An 18,013-nucleotide genomic window follows, 5' to 3' on the forward strand; every position below is an offset into this window, starting at 1 on the left:
GGGCTGGGTTGCAGCTCCAGGGCTACGACGGGGTCGGGTGTCGGCTGGCCGGCGTCGTACCGGGCGGGCAGCCGACGCCCGCAGACCGGCCGCACGGACGCCCCCAAGCCCCGGCTGACGCTGGGGACTTGAGGGCGTGTGCGTGGGGCTGGGTTGCAGCTCCAGGGCTACGACGGGGTCGGGTGTCGGCTGGCCGGCGTCGCACCGGGCGGGCAGTCGCCGTCCGCAGACCGGTCGCACGGACGCCCCCAAGCCCCGGCTGACGCTGGGGACTTGAAGGCGTACATCCTCTTTGTAAGGCAGGCGCTCTACAGCTCGGCCATTCCTGCGGTCAGCGTCGCGCCGTCCGCCGGGTCGATCAGGATGAACGCGCCCGTCCGCCGCGACACCGCGTAGTCGTCGAGCGCCAGCGGCTCGGCGGTGCGCAGGGTGATGCGGCCCAGGTCGTTCGCGGTCAGCTCGGTCGCGCCTGCCAGATCCTGCACGAGGGCCTTCACGGTGCGGGTGGTGTGCCTGACCAGGACGCGGTCGCCGACCCGCAGGGGGCGGTCGGCCAGGTGGCAGACGGCGGCCCGCACTTCCCGCGTGAGCGTCGGCGCGTCGACGCATGCGGTGATCATGTCGCCGCGGGAGATGTCCCGCTCGTCGGCCAGCCGGATGCCGATCGACTGCGGCGCATGCGCCACGTCGGCCTCGGTGCCGAGTACGTCGATGGCGGTGATCTCGGAGGTCTCGCCGGACGGGTGAACGGTGACGCGGTCACCGACCTTCAGCGAGCCCGACACCAACTGCCCGGCGTAGTACCGGACTTCCCCGTCCCGGATCACATACTGGACGGGGAAGCGGGCCGGGGCGTCCGCGGGGCCGCTGCCGACGGGCACGTTCTCCAGGAACTCCAGCAGCGCCGGGCCCTCGTACCAGTCCATGTGCGCCGAGCGGTCCACGACGTTGTCGCCGACGAGCGCCGAAACCGGTATCGGTGTGAAGCCGGGCAGGCCCAGCTCGGCCGCGTGGCCCGCGAAGTCCTCGACGATGCGCTCGAAGTCCTTCTCCTCGTACCCGACGAGGTCCATCTTGTTGACGGCGAGGACCACGTGCGGGACACGGAGCAGGGCGGCCACGGCGGCGTGGCGGCGGGTCTGCTCGACGACGCCGTTGCGGGCGTCGATCAGGATGATGGCCAGTTCGGCGGTGGAGGCGCCGGTGACCATGTTGCGGGTGTACTGCACGTGGCCGGGGGTGTCGGCGAGGATGAACCGGCGGCGCGGGGTGGCGAAGTAGCGGTAGGCCACGTCGATGGTGATGCCCTGCTCGCGCTCGGCGCGCAGCCCGTCGGTGAGCAGCGCGAGGTCGGGGGCGTCCTGGCCGCGGCTCGCCGAGGCGCGCTCCACGGCCTCCAGCTGATCCGTGAGGATCGACTTGGAGTCGTGCAGCAGCCGGCCGACGAGCGTGGACTTGCCGTCGTCGACGGAACCGGCGGTCGCGAAGCGGAGGGTGTCGATGGTCGTGCTCATGGTTAGAAGTACCCCTCGCGCTTACGGTCTTCCATCGCGGCCTCGGACATCTTGTCGTCGGCACGGGTGGCGCCGCGTTCGGTGAGCCGGGAGGCGGCGATCTCGGCGATGACCTTCTCGATGGTGTCGGCGTCGGAGTCGACGGCGCCGGTGCAGGACATGTCGCCGACGGTGCGGTAGCGGACCTGCCGCTTCTCGACCGTCTCGGTCGCCTTGGGCCCGCCCCACTCGCCGGCGGTCAGCCACATGCCGGCCCGCTGGAACACCTCACGCTGATGTGCGAAGTAGATCTCCGGCAGCTCGATCTCCTCGCGGGCGATGTACTGCCACACGTCCAGCTCGGTCCAGTTGGACAGCGGGAAGACGCGGACGTGCTCGCCGGGCGCGTGCCGGCCGTTGTACAGGTTCCACAGCTCGGGGCGCTGGCGGCGCGGGTCCCACTGGGAGAACTCGTCCCGCAGGGAGAACACCCGCTCCTTGGCGCGGGCCTTCTCCTCGTCCCGGCGTCCGCCGCCGAAGACCGCGTCGAACTTCTCGGACTGGATCTTCTCGGTCAGCGGCAGGGTCTGCAGCGGATTACGCGTCCCGTCGGGACGTTCGCGCAGCACACCGCGGTCGATGTAGTCCTGTACGGAGGCCACATGGAGGCGCAGCCCATGTGCGGCCACCACACGGTCGCGGTACTCCAGCACCTCGGGGAAGTTGTGCCCGGTGTCCACGTGCAGCAGTGAGAACGGGATCGCCGCCGGGGCGAACGCCTTGAGTGCCAGGTGGAGCATGACGATGGAGTCCTTGCCGCCGGAGAACAGGATCACCGGCCGCTCGAACTCACCCGCCACTTCACGGAAGATGTGCACCGCCTCGGACTCCAGCGCGTCCAGATGGGAGAGGCTGAACCCGGTCACACCAACCCCCGCTCCGCCAGCACCGCGTACACCGCGTCCGCCGACTCCTCGGGCGTCTGGTCCTGCGTCGGCAGCACCAGCGCCGCGTCCGTCGGCGGCTCGTACGGGTCGTCGACGCCGGTCAGCCCCGACAGCTGGCCCGCGGCCTGCCTGGCGTACAAACCCTTCACGTCCCGCTCGCTGCACACCTCGACCGGCGTGGCGACATGCACCTCGATGTACGGGGTGTCGCTCGCGTCGTGCCGCTTGCGCACCGCCTCCCGGCTGTCGGCGTACGGCGCGATCACCGGGACGACTGAGAGCACGCCGTTGCGGGCGAGGACCTCGGAGACGAGGCCGATGCGCTGCACGTTCGTGTTGCGGTCCTCGCGGGAGAAGCCCAGGCCGGCGGAGAGGAAACGCCGTATCTCGTCGCCGTCGAGGACCTCCACGCGATGTCCCTCGGCCTTCAGCCGCTCACCGAGATGCCGGGCGATCGTCGTCTTACCCGCACTCGGCAACCCGGTGAGCCAGACGGTGGCTCCCTGAGCCCTTGCCGTGGTGGTCATGCGTCAGAATCCTCTTTCCTTACCTGGCGTGCTGAGTGGACGCTAGGTAAGAACTTTGAGAAGAGCGATAGAAGAACCTAAGGGTTCCATTAGTGACGCATGATGTGGGTGGGATCACACAATTCGTGGGTGAGGTCACACGCCCGCGAAGACGGCCCCCGCGTCCCGCAGCCGCTCGTGCAGTCCCCGGAACACCTCCGCCGAGCGGACGCCCGGCCAGTCGGCGGGGAGCAGATGCGCGGGCAGTCCGGGGTCGGCGTAGGGCAGGTGCCGCCAGGAGTCCAGGGCGAGCAGATAGTCGCGGTAGGCCTCCTCGGGCGGGGTGTTCGCCGCCGCGCGCCCTTGCCAGTCCCGCAGCACGCGCGCGTGGCGGTCGAGGAACGCCTCGTGCTCCTTGGCGATCGCGGCCAGGTCCCACCAGCGGGCGACCGCCTCCACGGTCGGCGCGTAGCCGAGGTGGTCGCCGCGGAAGAAGTCGACGTACGGGTCGAGCCGCAGCCGCTGGAGGGTGTGCCGGGCCTCCTCGTACAGCCGGGCCGGGGCGATCCACACACCCGGGGCCGCGGTGCCGAAGCCAAGACCGGCCAGCCGCGAGCGCAGCACATGCCGCTTCTGCCGCTCCGACTCCGGCACCGAGAACACGGCGAGCACCCAGCCCGCGTCCTCGGGCGGCGTGCCGGCGTAGATGCGCCGGTCGCCGTCGTCGAGCAACTGGCGGGCGTCCGGCGACAGTTCGTACCCGGCCGCGCCCTGCGCCGTACGGGCCGGTGCCAGCAGCCCGCGCCGTTTGAGCCGTGACACCGACGAACGCACGGAAGGCGCGTCCACGCCCACTGCGGCGAGCAGCCGGATCAGCTCGGCGACGGGCATCGGGCCGGAGAGGAAGCGGCCGTACGCGCCGTAGAGCGTGACGATCAGGGACCGTGGAGCATGCTGGTCGGACACGTTGATCATCTTAGGTCGTCGGCATCACTGCTGGTCACCTTCGGTGCGCGGCCCCATGTGCCGGTCACCGTCGGTGCGCAGTCTGAAGCGCTGGAGTTTGCCGGTCGGCGTGCGCGGCAGCGCGTCCAGGAAGACGATCTCGCGTGGGCACTTGTAGGGCGCGAGTTCCGCCTTCACGAACGTGCGCAGCGCCTCGGCGTCCCGCCGCGCGCCCTCCCTGAGCACGGCGTACGCCACCGCGACCTGCCCGCGCGCCTCGTCGGACCGTCCCACGACGGCGGCCTCCAGCACATCCGGGTGCCGCAGCAACGCGTCCTCCACCTCGGGTCCCGCGATGTTGTAGCCGGCCGAGATGATCATGTCGTCCGCGCGGGCGACATAGCGGAAGTAGCCGTCAACCTCGCGGACGTAGGTGTCACCCGTGATGTTCCAGCCGCCGCGCACGTACTCCCGCTGCCGCGGGTCGGCGAGATACCGGCAGCCGATCGGCCCGCGCACCGCGAGCAGCCCCGGTTCGCCGTCGGGCATTTCGGCGCCGAGCTCGTCGACCACGCGCGCGTGCCACCCCGGTACGGGAACCCCTGTCGTCCCCGGCCGGATGTGCTCGTCGGCGGCCGAGACGAAGATGTGCAGCAGCTCGGTGGCGCCGATGCCGTTGATGATGCGCAGCCCGGTGCGCTCGTGCCAGGCCCGCCAGGTGGCGGCGGGCAGGTTCTCGCCGGCGGAGACACAGCGGCGCAGCGACGAGATGTCGCAGGAGTCGAGCTCGTCGAGCATCACGCGGTACGCCGTCGGCGCGGTGAACAGCACCGAGACCCGGTGTTCGGCGATCGCGGGCAACAGCTGCTTGGGGCCCGCCTGTTCGAGCAGCAGCGCACTCGCGCCGGCTCGCATCGGGAAGATCACCAGCCCGCCCAGCCCGAAGGTGAAGCCGAGCGGGGGACTGCCCGCGAAGACATCGCCCACATGTGGTTGCAGCACATGCTTCGAGAAGGTGTCCGCTATCGCGAGCACATCCCGGTGGAAGTGCATGCACCCCTTCGGGCGGCCGGTGGTGCCGGAGGTGAAGGCGATCAGCGCGACGTCGTCGGCAGCGGTGGGCACGGCGGCGTACGGCGTGTCGGGCGCCGTGCGGTGCAGCAGGTCGTCCGGGGCGTCACCGCCGTACGTCGTGATCCGCAGGCCCGGTATCTCGGCCTTGGCGAGGTCGTCGACGGCCCGGATGTCGCACAGCGCGTGCCGTACCTCGGCGATCTCGCAGATGGTCCTGAGCTCGTGCGGGCGCTGCTGGGCCAGCACGGTGACCGCGACCGCGCCCGCCTTCAGCACGGCCAGCCAGCAGGCGGCCAGCCAGGGGGTGGTGGGGCCGCGCAGCAGGACGCGGTTGCCGGGGACGACGCCCAGGTCGCCGGTGAGGAGATGCGCGAGCCGGTCGACGCGGGCGCGGAGTGTGCCGTACGACCATGTGTCGCCGGTGGGTGTGTGGAACACCGGACGATCGTCGTCCGGCCCGGCGAGCAGTTCGGCGGCGCAGTTCAGCCGATCGGGGTAACGCAGCTCCGGCAGGTCGAAGCGGAGCTCGGGCCACTGCTCGGGTGGCGGGAGATGGTCGCGTGCGAAGGAGTCCACGTGGGCCGAGACGTTCATGGCGGTTCGCCCCCTTGCCTTGTGGGCGCCTGGGTGGGCCGGCGCAACGAGCGTATCGTGTTGGTGACGGCAGTCAATGGTGCGCGATATCGTCGTAGGGCCCAATGGAGAGAGGGGACCGGCAATGCCCGCATTCTCGCTCGATCCGGCGCAAACCGCCTGGTGTGCGGAGCTGCGCACCCTGGCCCACGAACGCCTGCACCCGCTCGCCGACAAGGGTGAGCCAGGACGTGTGAACCGTCCGTTGATCGCCGAACTCGGCCAACTGGGCCTACTGGAGCGTCTGTTCACCTCCGGTGCTCTCGATCTGTGCCTGATGCGGGAGTCCCTCGCGTACGCCTGCACGGAGGCGGAGACCGCACTGGCCCTTCAGGGGCTGGGCGCGCATCCGGTTCACGCGCACGGCACGCCACCCCAGAGGGAGCGGTGGTTGCCCCGGGTGAAAGACGGAAGCGCGGTGGCGGCGTTTGCGCTCAGCGAGCCGGGGGCCGGGTCCGACGCGGCGGCTCTGTCCCTGTCGGCCGAGCGCGACGGCCCCTCCCGCTGGCGGCTCACCGGCGAGAAGTGCTGGATCTCCAACGCCCCCGAGGCCGACTGCTACACCGTTTTCGCGCGCACCACCCCCGGCGCCGGTGCCCGCGGTGTCACCGCCTTCCTCGTGCCCGCCGACCGCCCCGGCCTCACCGGCGCCGCCCTGGACATGCTCTCCCCGCACCCCATCGGCACCCTCGACTTCGACGCCGTGCCGGTCACCGCGGACGACGTGCTCGGCGAGGTCGACCGCGGCTTCCGCGTCGCCATGGGCACCCTCAACCTCTTCCGCCCGAGCGTCGGCGCCTTCGCGGTCGGCATGGCGCAGGCCGCTCTCGACGCGACCCTCACCCACACCGCAGGGCGGGACGCCTTCGGCGGCAAGCTGAAGGACCTACAGACCGTCGCCCATCAGGTCGCCGAGATGGCGCTGCGCACGGACGCGGCCCGCCTCATGGTGTACGCGGCCGCGACGGCGTACGACGAAGGCGCCCCGGACGTCCCCAAGCGCGCGGCGATGGCGAAGCTGCTCGCCACCGAGACCGCGCAGTACGTCGTCGACACGGCCGTCCAACTGCACGGCGCCCGCGCCCTGCGCCACGGCCACCTCCTCGAACACCTCTACCGCGAGGTGCGTGCGCCACGTATCTACGAAGGCGCGAGCGAGGTCCAACGAGGCATCATCGCCAAGGAGTTGTACGCATCCATGGGGGAGGCTCCGTGACCGCCGAGCGTGTCAATCCGCCCGAGCTCTCCCCGCCCACAGGCTTCTCGCACGCGGTCGTCGCCACCGGCGCCCGCATCGTGTTCCTGGCCGGCCAGACCGCCCTCGACGCCGACGGCAAGGTCACCGGATCCACCCTCCCCGAGCAGTTCGAGCAAGCTCTCACCAACCTGCTGACCGCCCTGCGCGCCGCGGGCGGCACCCCTGCCGACCTCGCCCGCGTCACCGTCTACGCCACGGATGTCGCCGCGTACCGCACCCACGCCGCCGAACTGGGCGGAGTCTGGCGCAGGTTGGCCGGGCGGGACTATCCGGCGATGGCGGTCGTGGAGGTCGTACGCCTGTGGGACGTACAGGCGCTGGTCGAGCTCGACGGGTTCGCCGTACTGCCGTAGGAGTCGGTCAGGCGGCGAGGGCCGGCCGCTCCACCGGCACCCGGTGCGGCGCGACGACGCGGCCGTCGGGGAGCAGTTCACCGGAGTCGTCGAAGACGATCGCGCCGTCGCACAGCAGACTCCAGCCCTGCTCCGGGTGGGCGGCGACGATGTGCGAAGTGTTGCTGTCGGCCGAGGAGTACGAAGTCTGGTGGGAACACATGGCGTACCTCCAGGTCAGTCAGGCCGTCCTTGAGCCATCCCTATGGATAGACCATGCCCTCGCGGGAAAGTGGGCGGAACGGCCTGTCGCCAAGCGTGACAACACGCGGACAACACCTGGACGGTTCCACGACGGTCGGGGCGGACTCGCCACCGAAGGGGTGAGGTTCACGCCTGCGGGCGTACCGGTGGAATTAGATGTGGAAACCTCTATTCCGTTCAATCGGGAGATCCTGCCATGCCCGTCCGTCCCGTTCCTGCCGTCCTAGCCACAGCGGGCGCCGCGTTGCTCCTGCTGGCCGCCGCCCCGTCCGCGCCCGCCGCCCCGCCCGCCCCCGCCGAGCCCCGTGAGACCGTGACGGTCGACAAGAAGGTGAGTATGGCGGCCGACGGGACCGTCAAGCTCTCCGGCACCTACCGCTGCCGCGACAGCGTCGGCCCGACCTTCGTCAGCTCCAATGTCGGCCAGAGCAAGAGCAACACCAACAGCCTGGGATCCATGACGGTCAGCTACTCCGTCGGCGGCACCCGCGCCGTGTGCGACGGCGCCGTGCACCGCTGGGAGAACACCGGCAAGCACGAGCCGAGCACGCTCAAGCTCGGCAAGGCCCAGGTCGAGGCCACGGTGGTGGAACTCCGCCCCTGGGGCGGACTGCCCCTGATGCCGCACTTCCACGCTCAACTCCAGAAGGACGTCACCCTGAGCAAGGGCTGACCCGCCCAGGACGTCACCCCTGCCCAGGGCTGACGCAACAGGACCGTCAACCGTCGCGCCTCCGCCGGACAGGGGAGGCGCGACGGCATGTCCGGCCCTTGGCGGGACCGGCCGAGGGGCGATTGTCAGTGCCGGGTGTCAGGCTGGGGTCACACAGGATCTGCGAAAGGGAAATCGCCGTGATCACCACAGATTTCGTCCCCGGCTCACCCTGTTGGCTGGACCTCGGTGCCCCTGACGTCCGGGCCGCCGCGGCCTTCTACGGCGCGGTGCTCGGCTGGGACTTCGAGTCCATGGGCCAGGGGGAGGACGTGGAAGGCGGGATGTTCCGGACGGACGGCAAGATCGTCGCCGGGCTCGGCAAGCTCACCGAGGAGGGCGCGCGCCCCGCCTGGATGATCTACTACAGCGTCGCTGACGCGGACGCCACCACAAAGGCCGTGGAGCGCGCGGGCGGCACGGTGCGGGTCGCGCCGATGGACCTCGACGAGTGGGGCCGGATGGCGCAGTACAGCGATCCGCTGGGCGGCCAGTTCGCCGTCTGGCAGCCGGGGACGAACAAGGGCGTCGAGCTGGTGGACGTGCCGGGCTCGCTGTCCTGGACCGAGCTGTACACGAGCGACGCCGCGGCCGCGAAGGAGTTCTACGGCGGTGTCCTCGGCTGGCAGTTCAGCGACATGGAGCTGCCGGGCGGCGGCGGCACGTACGGCCTCATCACCCCCGCCGGGCTTCCCGAGGACCGCATGCACGGCGGCCTCATGGAGCTCCCCAAGGAGAACCTCGCGCTGGCGAACGGGCGGCCCTACTGGCACCCGGTCTTCGCCGTCGCCGACTGTGACGCCGCGGTCGCCGAGGTCACCAAGAACGGCGGCAGTGTGCAGATGGGCCCGGACGACGCCGAGGGTGTCGGCCGGCTGGCCGTCTGCCTCGACCCGTCGGGCGCGGACTTCGTGGTGCTCGCCCCGTCCTCGAGCTGAACTCCCTCAGGAAGTGCCGGTCTGGACGCTGTCGAGCAGGGCCACGTACTGGGCGAGCCGGGCGGCCGCGTGGAGCATGGAGAGCCCTCGGGCGGTGAGTCTCTGCCGCCAGTCGTCGAGGGCGGCTGACAGCGCCTGGGTGCCGCCGGCGGTACGGATCTGCTCGACCACGACGGCGATCTGGTCCAGCGGGTAGCCGCCTCGTCTGAGGAGGTGGGCGAGCTCGGCGTCGCGGATGTCGGCGGCACCGTACATGCGGTGTCCGGTGACCGGCTCGCGGCCGGGGGCGAGGATGCCCGCCACCTCCCAGTTGCGGAGGGTCGCTGCGGTGACGCCCAGACGGTGGGCCAGTTCGCCGACGCTGAGGGGCTCGGCGCCCGCGGGTGCGTGCGCGGCGGTGTCCGGGCCGGTGGTCAGGTGCTCGACGGCCTGTCCGACCGCGTCCAGCGTTCCCCGGTCGCGCAGCAGCTGGCCATGACTGCGGTCCACGGCCGTCAGCGCGGCGTCGAGTTCACCCGCGTTGAGCGACCTCATGATCTGTCCGCTCACGGCGTGACCGTGCGCGGGGACGAGCGCCAGATAGGCGCGTAGCGCCGTCGCGTGGACCTCGGTGTAGGTCCGGTAGCCGGACGGGGTGCGTTCGGCGAGCGGGATGAAGCCGTCCCGCTCGTAGTTACGGACCGCCTGGGTCGAGATGCCGTGCTCGCGGGCGAGGTCGGAAGGGCGCAGGTGGTCCACGGTTTGAGACTTTATCGCAGGTGTCCTGCCACTTCTCCGAGAAAGTCTCAACGGGCGTTGCAGAGGTACGCTTAAGGGGCATGACCAGTGAAGCTGACAGCCATGATCTGATCCGCGTGCACGGCGCGCGTGAGAACAACCTCAAGAACGTAGACGTCGAGATCCCGAAGCGCCGGCTGACGGTGTTCACCGGTGTCTCCGGCTCGGGCAAGAGTTCGCTCGTGTTCAACACGATCGCCGCGGAGTCGCAGCGGCTGATCAACGAGACCTACAGCGCCTTCGTGCAGGGCTTCATGCCGGCCTTGGGGCGGCCCGAGGTCGACGTACTCGACGGGCTGACGACCGCGATCCTCGTCGACCAGCAGCCGATGGGCGCCAGTCCCCGCTCCACGGTCGGCACCGCCACCGACGCGGGTGCGTTGCTGCGCATCCTGTTCAGCCGGCTCGCCAAGCCGTACATCGGCTCGCAAAAGGCGTTCTCCTTCAACATCGCCTCGGTCGAGGCGTCGGGCACGCTGGAGGTGAACGGCAAGCTGATCGAGAAGAGCTTCAGCGTCGTCGGCGGCATGTGCCTGCGCTGCGAGGGCCTGGGCACCGTCTCCGACATCGATCCCCGCCGGCTCTACGACGACTCCAAGTCGCTCGCCGACGGTGCGATCACCGTTCCGGGGTGGAAGGCGGACAGCTGGGTGGTGCAGTCGTTCACCGCATCCGGTTTCCTCGATCCGCACAAGCCGATCCGCGACTACACCGGCGTGGAGCTGCGCGACTTCCTGCACCGGGACCCGGTCAAGGTCAAGGTGAGGGGGATCAACACCACCTACGAGGGCCTGATCGCGCGGGTACGGAAGTCGTTCCTGTCCAAGGACAGAGAAGCGCTTCAGCCGCACATCCGGGCGTTCGTGGACCGGGCAGTGACGTTCTGCGTCTGTCCCACGTGCCACGGAACCCGGCTCAGCGACATCACCCGGTCCTCGAAGATCGACGGTGTCAGCATCGCCGACGCCTGCGCGATGCAGATCAGCGACCTGGCCGCATGGATCCGCGGCCTCGACGAGCCGTCGGTCGCGACCCTGCTGGCGGTACTGGGAGAGACCCTTGACTCGTTCGCCCGGATCGGGCTCGGCTATCTCTCGCTCGACCGGTCCTCGGGCACGCTCTCCGGCGGTGAGGCGCAGCGCACCAAGATGATCCGCCACCTCGGCTCCGCCCTCACCGACGTCACCTACGTCTTCGACGAGCCCACTGTCGGCCTGCATCCGCACGACATCCAGCGCATGAACGACCTGCTGCTTCAACTGCGCGACAAGGGCAACACGGTGCTGGTCGTGGAGCACAAGCCGGAGACGATCCTGATCGCCGACCACGTGGTCGACCTCGGGCCGACGGCCGGTGCGTCCGGCGGCGAGGTGGTCTTCGAGGGCACGGTGGAGGGGCTGCGGGCCTGCGGCACGCTCACCGGACGGCACCTGGACGACCGGGCGTCGGTGAAGCCGTCGGTGCGGGGGCCGTCCGGCGTGCTGGAGGTGCGCGGTGCGGACACCCACAACCTGCGCGCCGTCGACGTGGACATCCCGCTCGGCGTGCTCACCGTGGTCACCGGGGTCGCCGGCTCCGGCAAGAGCTCGCTGATCCACGGCTCGGTGGCCGGCCGGGACGGCGTGGTGACGGTGGACCAGGGAGCCATCAGGGGTTCCCGGCGCAGCAACCCGGCGACGTACACCGGACTGCTCGACCCGATCCGCAAGGCGTTCGCGAAGGCCAACGGCGTGAAGCCGGCTCTGTTCAGCCCCAACTCCGAGGGTGCCTGCCCCACTTGCAGGGGCGCCGGCGTCACCTACACCGGCTTGGCGATCATGGCCGGTACCGCCATCACCTGCGAGGAGTGCGAGGGGAAGCGGTTCCAGGCCTCGGTGCTGAAGTACCGTCTCGGCGGCCGGGACATCAGCGAGGTGTTCGCCATGTCGGTGACCGAGGCCGGGGAGTTCTTCGGCGCCGGTGAGGCGCGCACGCCGGCCGCGCACGCCGCCCTCGGCCGGCTCGCCGGCGTCGGGCTCGGCTACCTCAGCCTCGGTCAGCCGCTCACCACCCTGTCCGGCGGCGAGCGGCAACGGCTCAAGCTGGCCGCCCACATGGCCGGGTCCGGCAGCATCTACATCCTCGACGAGCCGACCAGCGGTCTCCACCTCGCCGATGTCGAGCAGTTGCTCGCCCTGCTCGACCGGCTCGTGGACTCCGGGAAGTCGGTCATCGTCGTCGAGCACCACCAGGCGGTCATGGCGCACGCCGACTGGATCATCGACCTCGGCCCCGGCGCGGGGCACGAAGGCGGCCGGATCGTCTTCGAGGGCGCACCCGCCGACCTGGTCGCCGCCCGCGCCACCCTCACCGGTGAGCACCTCGCGGACTACGTGGGCAGCTGAGGCGGGGCAGCCCCGCGGAAAGCGTCGGAAGGAAAGCGTCGGAAGGAAAGCGTCGGAAGACGCTTGCTCATGTCGTGTGACGGAACCGGTTTCGGTACTCGGTCGGGGTGGTGTCGAGCTTGCGGCGGCAAGGGTGTCGTCCGTGGTTTCCAGCTGGTTCCGCGCCACCTCGACCGGGCCGAATCGACATAGGCGGCGGGGGTCGTGCCCAGTTCCGTATTGAAGACGCGGGTGAGCTGCCGTCAGCACGGCCGCCGGCGAGGTGACTGCCGAGCAGCTCCACCGGAGCGCGCTGGCGACGATCACGGACATGTACGGCGTCGTCGTCCCCTCGGTAGACGCGCTCGCCTGACCCGGATCACAGGGGCGCCTGCGGTGAGGCGCCCCTGTTCTCCTTTCCTGCCCTGTTTCTTGTCCTGACGCCTACCAGGCGACGGGGAGCCGCTCCGGCAGGCGTTTCATGAAGTTGGTGCGCCACACGAGTTGTTCGACCGGTACGGCCAGCCGCAGGCCCGGAAGCCGCTCCAGCAGGGCCTGAAGCGCGATCTCCGCGTGTTTCTTCCCCAGGGCGGTGGCCGGGCAGTAGTGCGCTCCTGCACCGAAGGAGAGATGATCGGCGGCGCCTTCCCGGCCCGGCTGGAACCTGTGCGGCTCAGGGAAACGCGCGGGGTCGTGGTTCGCGCCCTCGACGAGGACCAGGACCAACTCCCCCTTCTTCACCTCCACATCGCCCAGCCGGACGTCCTCCAGGGCGAGGCGGGGCAGGCCGTCGCCGATGGACAGGTTGATCCGCAGGAGTTCGTCCATCGCGTCCGCCACCGAAACGCCGCCGGTGGTGAGTGCCCGGCGGACGTCGTCGCGGGTCAGCAGCGAGACGAGTGCCATGGTGAGGAATCCCGAGGTGGAAATGACCCCCGCGCCGAACAGCGTGACGCCGACGGTGGCGAACATCTCGTCCGTGACGTGGGCGTATTCGCCGGTGCCGCGCAGTTTCGCGAGGTCGCCCATCAGGCCCGTCGTGGCCGGGTCGTCGAGGCGAGCGGCCATGTACGCGATGTCGCGGTCCCAGTTGAGCCGCGCCGCCTCGATCTCCCGGGGCGAGTTCATGAACGCCACGTCCAGGCTGCGCAGCAGCAACGCCGCATCCTCCTGCGGAACACCGAGGATGTGGCAGTGCATCCCGGCGGAGTACGGGTCGGCAAAACCGCCGCGAAGTTCGGCCGGTGCCGCCTCGGCGAGGAGCCCGTCCACCAGCCGGCCGGCCTCGCGCCGCATCCACTCCTCAAGGCCAGGGGCTTTGGGGCTGATGGCCTTCATCACCGCCTTGCGCAGCCCGGCGCCGGTGATGTTGCCCATGTTGTTCACCACCTCCGGCGGGATCGTCAGGGCGTACTGCCGGGGAGCGCCGGGGGCGGAGGTGTCCTTGAGGGAGAACCGGTCGTCTTCGAGTACCTGCTTGCACAGGCGATACGAGGAGACCAGCCACGCTTCGGCTCCGGCGATCGTGCGGACCTTTTTCACGGGCGCATCGCGCAGGGCCTCGACGTCCTCGGGCAGGCGGGTGCCGTTCCAGTCGAAGGGGAACGCGGGGAGCGTCTCGGTCGCGGCGGTGATCAACGTGCTTCTCCTTCGGCGGGCGTGAGAATGCCGTGGCCCTGGTTGCGGGAGGCGCGCAGGCCGTACCCCCGTGCGTAGAGCAGGTCGGCGAGCGGCAGGGCCTGGTGGTAGCAGTTCAGCGACGACGGGACGCCGAGGATGGCGGGTGTGTCGATGAACAGGGGGACTTCGGCGCAGACGTAGTCCCGGCACACCTGCCGCTGCTCGTCGGTGGGTTGTCCGTCCGGGCCGAGCTTTCCGGCCAGGAAGAGGCCGGCCAGGGCATCGCAGGTCTCGCGCACGGCCGGGTCGGTCTCAACGGCGTGGACCACCTCGTGGTGGAGGCGCCGATATGCGGCGTTGCCCTGGAAGGCCGACATGGGGTGCCAGGTCAGGCGATCGCCCCCGGGGTCCGCGTCCGCGCAGGCGGTGGAGACCTTGGCGCGCACGCCCCGGACGTTCTTCACCGCCTTCTGCCGGGCGTGTTCGGGGGTGTGGCCGAGGGCCTGGTACATGTCGGCCACATGGACATCGGTATAGACGAAGTCCGCCTGGTCGAACCGGGCTGCGGCCCAGCGCGCCAGATCGTTCAGACGCCGGGCGGAGAAGTAACTGTTGCCGGGGGAGACCCCGATGATCGCGTGCGCGCCCTCGCCGGCGATGACGCGGCACTGGTCGGTATAGGGCTGGAGCTGGAAGGTCTCGGCTGGGGCGACAGTCGCCTGAGTCAAGATCGAATCCTCATCGCGCCGCGATTCTTCAGGGCCTGGCGCCCTGCGTGCGGCGGCAACGACGACCCCACGCTACCGATCAGACGCACTGAGTAAACCCCTACCCGGGGGTATTGCCTGGAAAAATTTCTCCGCCATACGGAAGTTCTCGCCTGTGGCGTTGAAGGAAACACAAGCCATGGGGCAAGGCGTGTCAGGCGGCAATTCGGGTATCCAGTCGCCCACGATCGGCTGGGACGTGCCTCGGTGACAGGAGGAACCATGGTGAGCGGACGCCGTCGGCGCGCAGGGCGGGCACTCGGTCCCGGGTGCGTGCTGGTGCTGGCGTTGGCGGGTTGCGGCGGCGCCGGGGAGCGCGAGGCGGACGCGTCCGCCGCGGCGGCTGCCTTCGAGAAGGCGTTGGCCGGTGGCGACCGGGCAGCGCAGTGCTCGGCGTTGGCTCCGCAGACGCGCGCCGAGGTGGAGGACTCCGAGGAGGAGACGTGCGTCGATGCCGTCGGCGCGCAGGATCTCCCGGCCGGAGGCCCGGTCAGCGGCGTGGACGTATATGGGCGTCAGGCCCGGGTTGTGCTGGCGTCGGACACGTTGTTCCTGGCCCAGTTCCCGGGTGGCTGGAAGATCGTGGCCGCCGGATGCCGGCCCCGTCCCGGGCAGCCGTACCAGTGCTCGGTCAAAGGAGGCTGACGTATGCGCACCATGTTCACGCTCTGCCTGACCGTCGTGGTGGGCGGCCTTGCCTACTTCATCGTGGTGGGACTGATGCGGCGATGACCGCCTCCGTCCCGAAGTCTCCGCGCGACGAACCGGACCGGCACGAGGGCACCGCGGCAAGGGGCCACGGCACGCGTCGCTTCGTACGCGACAACGGCATAAGTCTGGGTTTCGGTATCGCCTTTCTGCTCGCTCTCGCCGGTCAGGCGATCGCGGGCTGGGCGGAGTTCAACAACCAGCTCGCCACCGACGGGCTCGCGCAGATCGGCTTCCTCGGTTACCTGGCGTCCTCCGACTTCGCCGTGGACGTGACGGAGAACTGGCAGTCGGAGTACCTACAGTTCTTCCTCTACATCTTCGCCACCGTCTGGCTGCTGCAACGCGGGTCACCGGAGTCGAAGAAGATGGACAAGGCCGGCCCCGAAACGGATGAGGATCAGCTGATGGGCGGGCACGCCCGCCCGGACTCACCGCGCTGGGCGGGCGTGGGCGGGGCGCGGCAGGCGGTGTTCTCGCGGTCGCTCGGCCTGGTGATGGCCGGGCTCTTCCTGTTGTCCTGGCTGGCCCAGTCGATCGCGGGCGCCGCCGCCTACAACGAGCAGCAGCTGAGGCAGCTCCAGGCTCCCATCGACTGGACGCAGTACCTCGCGTCCGCGGACTTCTGGAGCCGTAGCCTCCAGAACTGGCAGTCCGAACTCCTGGCAGTCGCCTCCATGGCGATCTTCTCCGTCTACCTGCGCCAGCGAGGTTCCCCGGAGTCCAAGCCCGTCGGAACCCCGCACACCTCCACCGGTATCGAGGGATGAGCAAAAGGGGCAGCCGGGCCCTTGCGCCCGAGCGCGTGTACGCCCCGCTGCCCCCCGCTCCACGACCTGCTCACCGCTCATCTCGGTCATGGCGCTTGCCCGGCAGGAACTCCTGGACCTTGGCCTTGAACCCCTGGCGCACCACCGCGCTCCGGTCGCTGTCGCCCTTGAGGAGGGATGCCGCGGAGGCCTCGATCTGGTCGAGGGTGGCGTGCGGCGGAATGGGCGGTACGGCAGGGTCGGTCACGAAGTCCAGCACGCACGGCCGGTCGGCCGCGAGCGCGGTCTCCCACGCGCCCACCACGTCGTCCGGCTTCTCGACGCGCAGGCCGGCCAGGCCCAGGGACCGGGCGAAGTCGGCGTAGCCGACGTCGGGGATCGACTGCGAGGGCTGGAACTGCGGGGCGCCCTGCATGGCGCGCATCTCCCAGGTGACCTGGTTGAGGTCCTGGTTGTTGAAGACGGCGACGATCAGCCGCGGATCCTCCCAGTCCTGCCAGTACTTGGCCACGGTGATCAGCTCGGCCATGCCGTTCATCTGCATCGCCCCGTCGCCGACCAGGGCGATCGCCGGCCGGCCACCGTGCGCGAACTTGGCACCGATGGCATACGGCACGCCCGGCCCCATCGTGGCGAGCGTGCCCGAGAGCGAACCGCGCATCGCACCGCGCAGCTTCAGGTGCCGGGCGTACCAGTTGGCGGCGGATCCGGAGTCGGCGGACAGGATGACGTCGTCCGGGAGCAGACCGCTGAGCGCGTGGGTGACGTACTCCGGGTTGACCGGATCGGCGTCGACGGCGGCCCGCCGCTCCATGACCTCCCACCAGCGGGCCACGTCGGCCTCGATCTTCTGGCGCCAGGCAGGGTCCTCCATCTGCTCCAACAGGGGCAGCAGCCGGCGCAGGGTCCCGGCGGCGTCACCGACGAGATTCACCTCGAACGGATAGCGCAGACCGACCATGTGCGGGTCGATGTCGATCTGCACGGCCCGCGCCTTGCCGAACTCCGGCAGGAACTGGGTGTAGGGGAACGACGAGCCGATCACCAGCAGCGTGTCGCACTCGCGCATCATCTCGTACGACGGCCGGGTGCCCAGAAGCCCGATCGCCCCGGTCACATACGGCAGGTCGTCGTCCAGGGCGTCCTTGCCCAGCAGCGCCTTGGCGACCCCGGCGCCGAGCCGGTCGGCGACCGCCTCGACCTCCGGCCGGGCGGCCCGCGCGCCCTGCCCGATCAGGATGGCGGTCTTGCCGCCGGAGTTGAGGACGTCGGCGGCCCGTTGCAGGTCGTCGTCGTCCGGCACCGGCGCGTAGTGCGGCATACCGAGGCTGGACGGCACCATCTTGAACGCGTGCCCGGGCGGCGCGTAGTCGAGTTCCTGCACGTCGGCCGGGATGATCACGGCGGTCACCGAACGGCGGGCGACGGCTGTGCGCATCGCCCGGTCGAGGACGTTGGGCAGCTGCTCGGGGACGGTGACCATCTCGCAGAAGTCCGAGGCGACGTCCTTGTAGAGGCTGAGGAGGTCGACCTCCTGCTGGTAGGAACCGCCCATCGCGCTGCGGTTGGTCTGACCGACGATCGCGACCACGGGTACGTGGTCGAGTTTCGCGTCGTAGAGGCCGTTGAGGAGGTGGATGGCGCCGGGGCCGGAGGTGGCGGCGCAGACGCCGACCCGGCCGGAGAACTTGGCGTAGCCGACGGCCTCGAAGGCGGACATCTCCTCATGACGGGACTGCACGAACCGGGGGTTGTTCTCGGCGCGGCCCCAGGCGGCGAGGAGGCCGTTGATGCCGTCGCCGGGGTAGGCGAAGACATGCTCCACCTCCCACTCGCGCAGCCGTTGAAGGATGTGGTCGGAGACCTTCGTCGACATGGTCGGTCCTTTCCGTAAGGGGTGTGTGAC

At 70.1% G+C, this 18,013-nt stretch carries 17 protein-coding genes and 1 pseudogene; 7 read left to right on the forward strand and 11 right to left on the reverse strand.

All coding sequences use genetic code 11. From position 1 onward, the window contains the following. Positions 1 to 308 precede the first annotated feature (308 nt). The 5 genes from KCH87_RS03895 to KCH87_RS03915 all read right to left on the reverse strand — a co-directional run bounded on the left by KCH87_RS03895 (position 309) and on the right by KCH87_RS03915 (position 5,559). Entirely contained in the window at positions 309 to 1,514 is a 1,206-nt protein-coding gene (locus KCH87_RS03895) for a sulfate adenylyltransferase subunit 1 (RefSeq protein ID WP_210584135.1), read from the reverse strand. 2 nt (positions 1,515 to 1,516) lie between these two features. Next, on the reverse strand, positions 1,517 to 2,419 hold the full coding sequence (gene cysD / locus KCH87_RS03900) for a sulfate adenylyltransferase subunit CysD (RefSeq protein WP_210584137.1): 903 nt from the start codon (positions 2,417 to 2,419) through the stop codon (positions 1,517 to 1,519). Then, entirely contained in the window at positions 2,416 to 2,967 is a 552-nt protein-coding gene (gene cysC / locus KCH87_RS03905) for an adenylyl-sulfate kinase (RefSeq protein WP_210584138.1), read from the reverse strand. The genes cysD and cysC overlap by 4 nt, the downstream gene beginning before the upstream one ends. 135 nt (positions 2,968 to 3,102) lie before the next feature. Continuing rightward, a complete protein-coding gene (locus KCH87_RS03910; protein ID WP_210584140.1) occupies positions 3,103 to 3,921 on the reverse strand; it encodes a PaaX family transcriptional regulator C-terminal domain-containing protein in 819 nt (272 codons plus the stop codon). Between the two features lie 15 nt (positions 3,922 to 3,936). Continuing rightward, a complete protein-coding gene (locus tag KCH87_RS03915; RefSeq protein WP_210584142.1) occupies positions 3,937 to 5,559 on the reverse strand; it encodes an AMP-binding protein in 1,623 nt (540 codons plus the stop codon). A 124-nt stretch (positions 5,560 to 5,683) separates the two neighbouring features. Between KCH87_RS03915 and KCH87_RS03920 the strand changes: the two genes are divergently transcribed. Beyond that, the gene (locus tag KCH87_RS03920) at positions 5,684 to 6,814 is read left to right on the forward strand and encodes an acyl-CoA dehydrogenase family protein (protein WP_210584144.1); all 1,131 of its coding nucleotides are present in this window, start codon (positions 5,684 to 5,686) and stop codon (positions 6,812 to 6,814) included. Beyond that, complete coding sequence (locus KCH87_RS03925) at positions 6,811 to 7,209, forward strand: RidA family protein (RefSeq protein WP_210584146.1); 399 nt, start codon at positions 6,811 to 6,813, stop codon at positions 7,207 to 7,209. Before KCH87_RS03920 ends, KCH87_RS03925 begins: the two co-directional genes overlap by 4 nt. Before the next feature lie 7 nt (positions 7,210 to 7,216). Here KCH87_RS03925 and KCH87_RS03930 read toward each other — a convergent pair whose 3' ends face one another. Next, entirely contained in the window at positions 7,217 to 7,411 is a 195-nt protein-coding gene (locus KCH87_RS03930; RefSeq protein WP_210584148.1) for a DUF5999 family protein, read from the reverse strand. A gap of 237 nt (positions 7,412 to 7,648) precedes the next feature. Here KCH87_RS03930 and KCH87_RS03935 point away from each other — a divergent pair, with 237 nt between their 5' ends. Next, entirely contained in the window at positions 7,649 to 8,125 is a 477-nt protein-coding gene (locus KCH87_RS03935) for a DUF6299 family protein (protein ID WP_210584150.1), read from the forward strand. A gap of 179 nt (positions 8,126 to 8,304) precedes the next feature. Continuing rightward, positions 8,305 to 9,102, forward strand: coding sequence for a VOC family protein (locus tag KCH87_RS03940; protein WP_210584152.1), 798 nt, complete (start codon positions 8,305 to 8,307; stop codon positions 9,100 to 9,102). 6 nt (positions 9,103 to 9,108) lie between these two features. Here the strand turns inward: KCH87_RS03940 and KCH87_RS03945 are convergent, their stop codons facing one another. After that, positions 9,109 to 9,840, reverse strand: coding sequence for a TioE family transcriptional regulator (locus KCH87_RS03945; protein ID WP_210584155.1), 732 nt, complete (start codon positions 9,838 to 9,840; stop codon positions 9,109 to 9,111). Positions 9,841 to 9,920: 80 nt separating this feature from the next. Between KCH87_RS03945 and KCH87_RS03950 the strand changes: the two genes are divergently transcribed. Continuing rightward, positions 9,921 to 12,263 carry an excinuclease ABC subunit UvrA gene (locus KCH87_RS03950; protein ID WP_210584157.1) on the forward strand — a complete coding sequence of 781 codons (2,343 nt, stop codon included), beginning with the start codon at positions 9,921 to 9,923 and terminating at the stop codon, positions 12,261 to 12,263. 67 nt (positions 12,264 to 12,330) lie between these two features. Here the strand turns inward: KCH87_RS03950 and KCH87_RS48810 are convergent. The 3 genes and pseudogenes from KCH87_RS48810 to KCH87_RS03965 form a co-directional block, all read right to left on the reverse strand. Then, positions 12,331 to 12,505: pseudogene (locus tag KCH87_RS48810) on the reverse strand (AraC family transcriptional regulator); the annotation flags it as partial. A gap of 181 nt (positions 12,506 to 12,686) precedes the next feature. Beyond that, entirely contained in the window at positions 12,687 to 13,880 is a 1,194-nt protein-coding gene (locus KCH87_RS03960; RefSeq protein WP_247195693.1) for a cytochrome P450, read from the reverse strand. Continuing rightward, positions 13,877 to 14,590: a tRNA-dependent cyclodipeptide synthase gene (locus KCH87_RS03965; protein ID WP_210584159.1), complete on the reverse strand. Its 714-nt coding sequence runs from the start codon at positions 14,588 to 14,590 to the stop codon at positions 13,877 to 13,879. The genes KCH87_RS03960 and KCH87_RS03965 overlap by 4 nt, the downstream gene beginning before the upstream one ends. 261 nt (positions 14,591 to 14,851) lie before the next feature. Here KCH87_RS03965 and KCH87_RS03970 point away from each other — a divergent pair, with 261 nt between their 5' ends. Together KCH87_RS03970 and KCH87_RS03975 are read left to right on the forward strand one after the other, a co-directional pair. Beyond that, a complete protein-coding gene (locus KCH87_RS03970; RefSeq protein ID WP_247195694.1) occupies positions 14,852 to 15,274 on the forward strand; it encodes a hypothetical protein in 423 nt (140 codons plus the stop codon). Positions 15,275 to 15,357: 83 nt separating this feature from the next. Continuing rightward, positions 15,358 to 16,107, forward strand: a complete 750-nt coding sequence (locus tag KCH87_RS03975; protein WP_247195695.1) for a DUF6766 family protein — start codon at positions 15,358 to 15,360, stop codon at positions 16,105 to 16,107. Between the two features lie 70 nt (positions 16,108 to 16,177). On the opposite strand, the gene KCH87_RS03980 is transcribed toward KCH87_RS03975, so the two are convergent. Continuing rightward, positions 16,178 to 17,983, reverse strand: coding sequence for a thiamine pyrophosphate-requiring protein (locus KCH87_RS03980; protein WP_210584161.1), 1,806 nt, complete (start codon positions 17,981 to 17,983; stop codon positions 16,178 to 16,180). Positions 17,984 to 18,013: the final 30 nt, after the last annotated feature.

Source organism: Streptomyces sp. GESEQ-35 (assembly GCF_017948485.1).
In the GTDB taxonomy this organism is placed as follows: domain Bacteria; phylum Actinomycetota; class Actinomycetes; order Streptomycetales; family Streptomycetaceae; genus Streptomyces.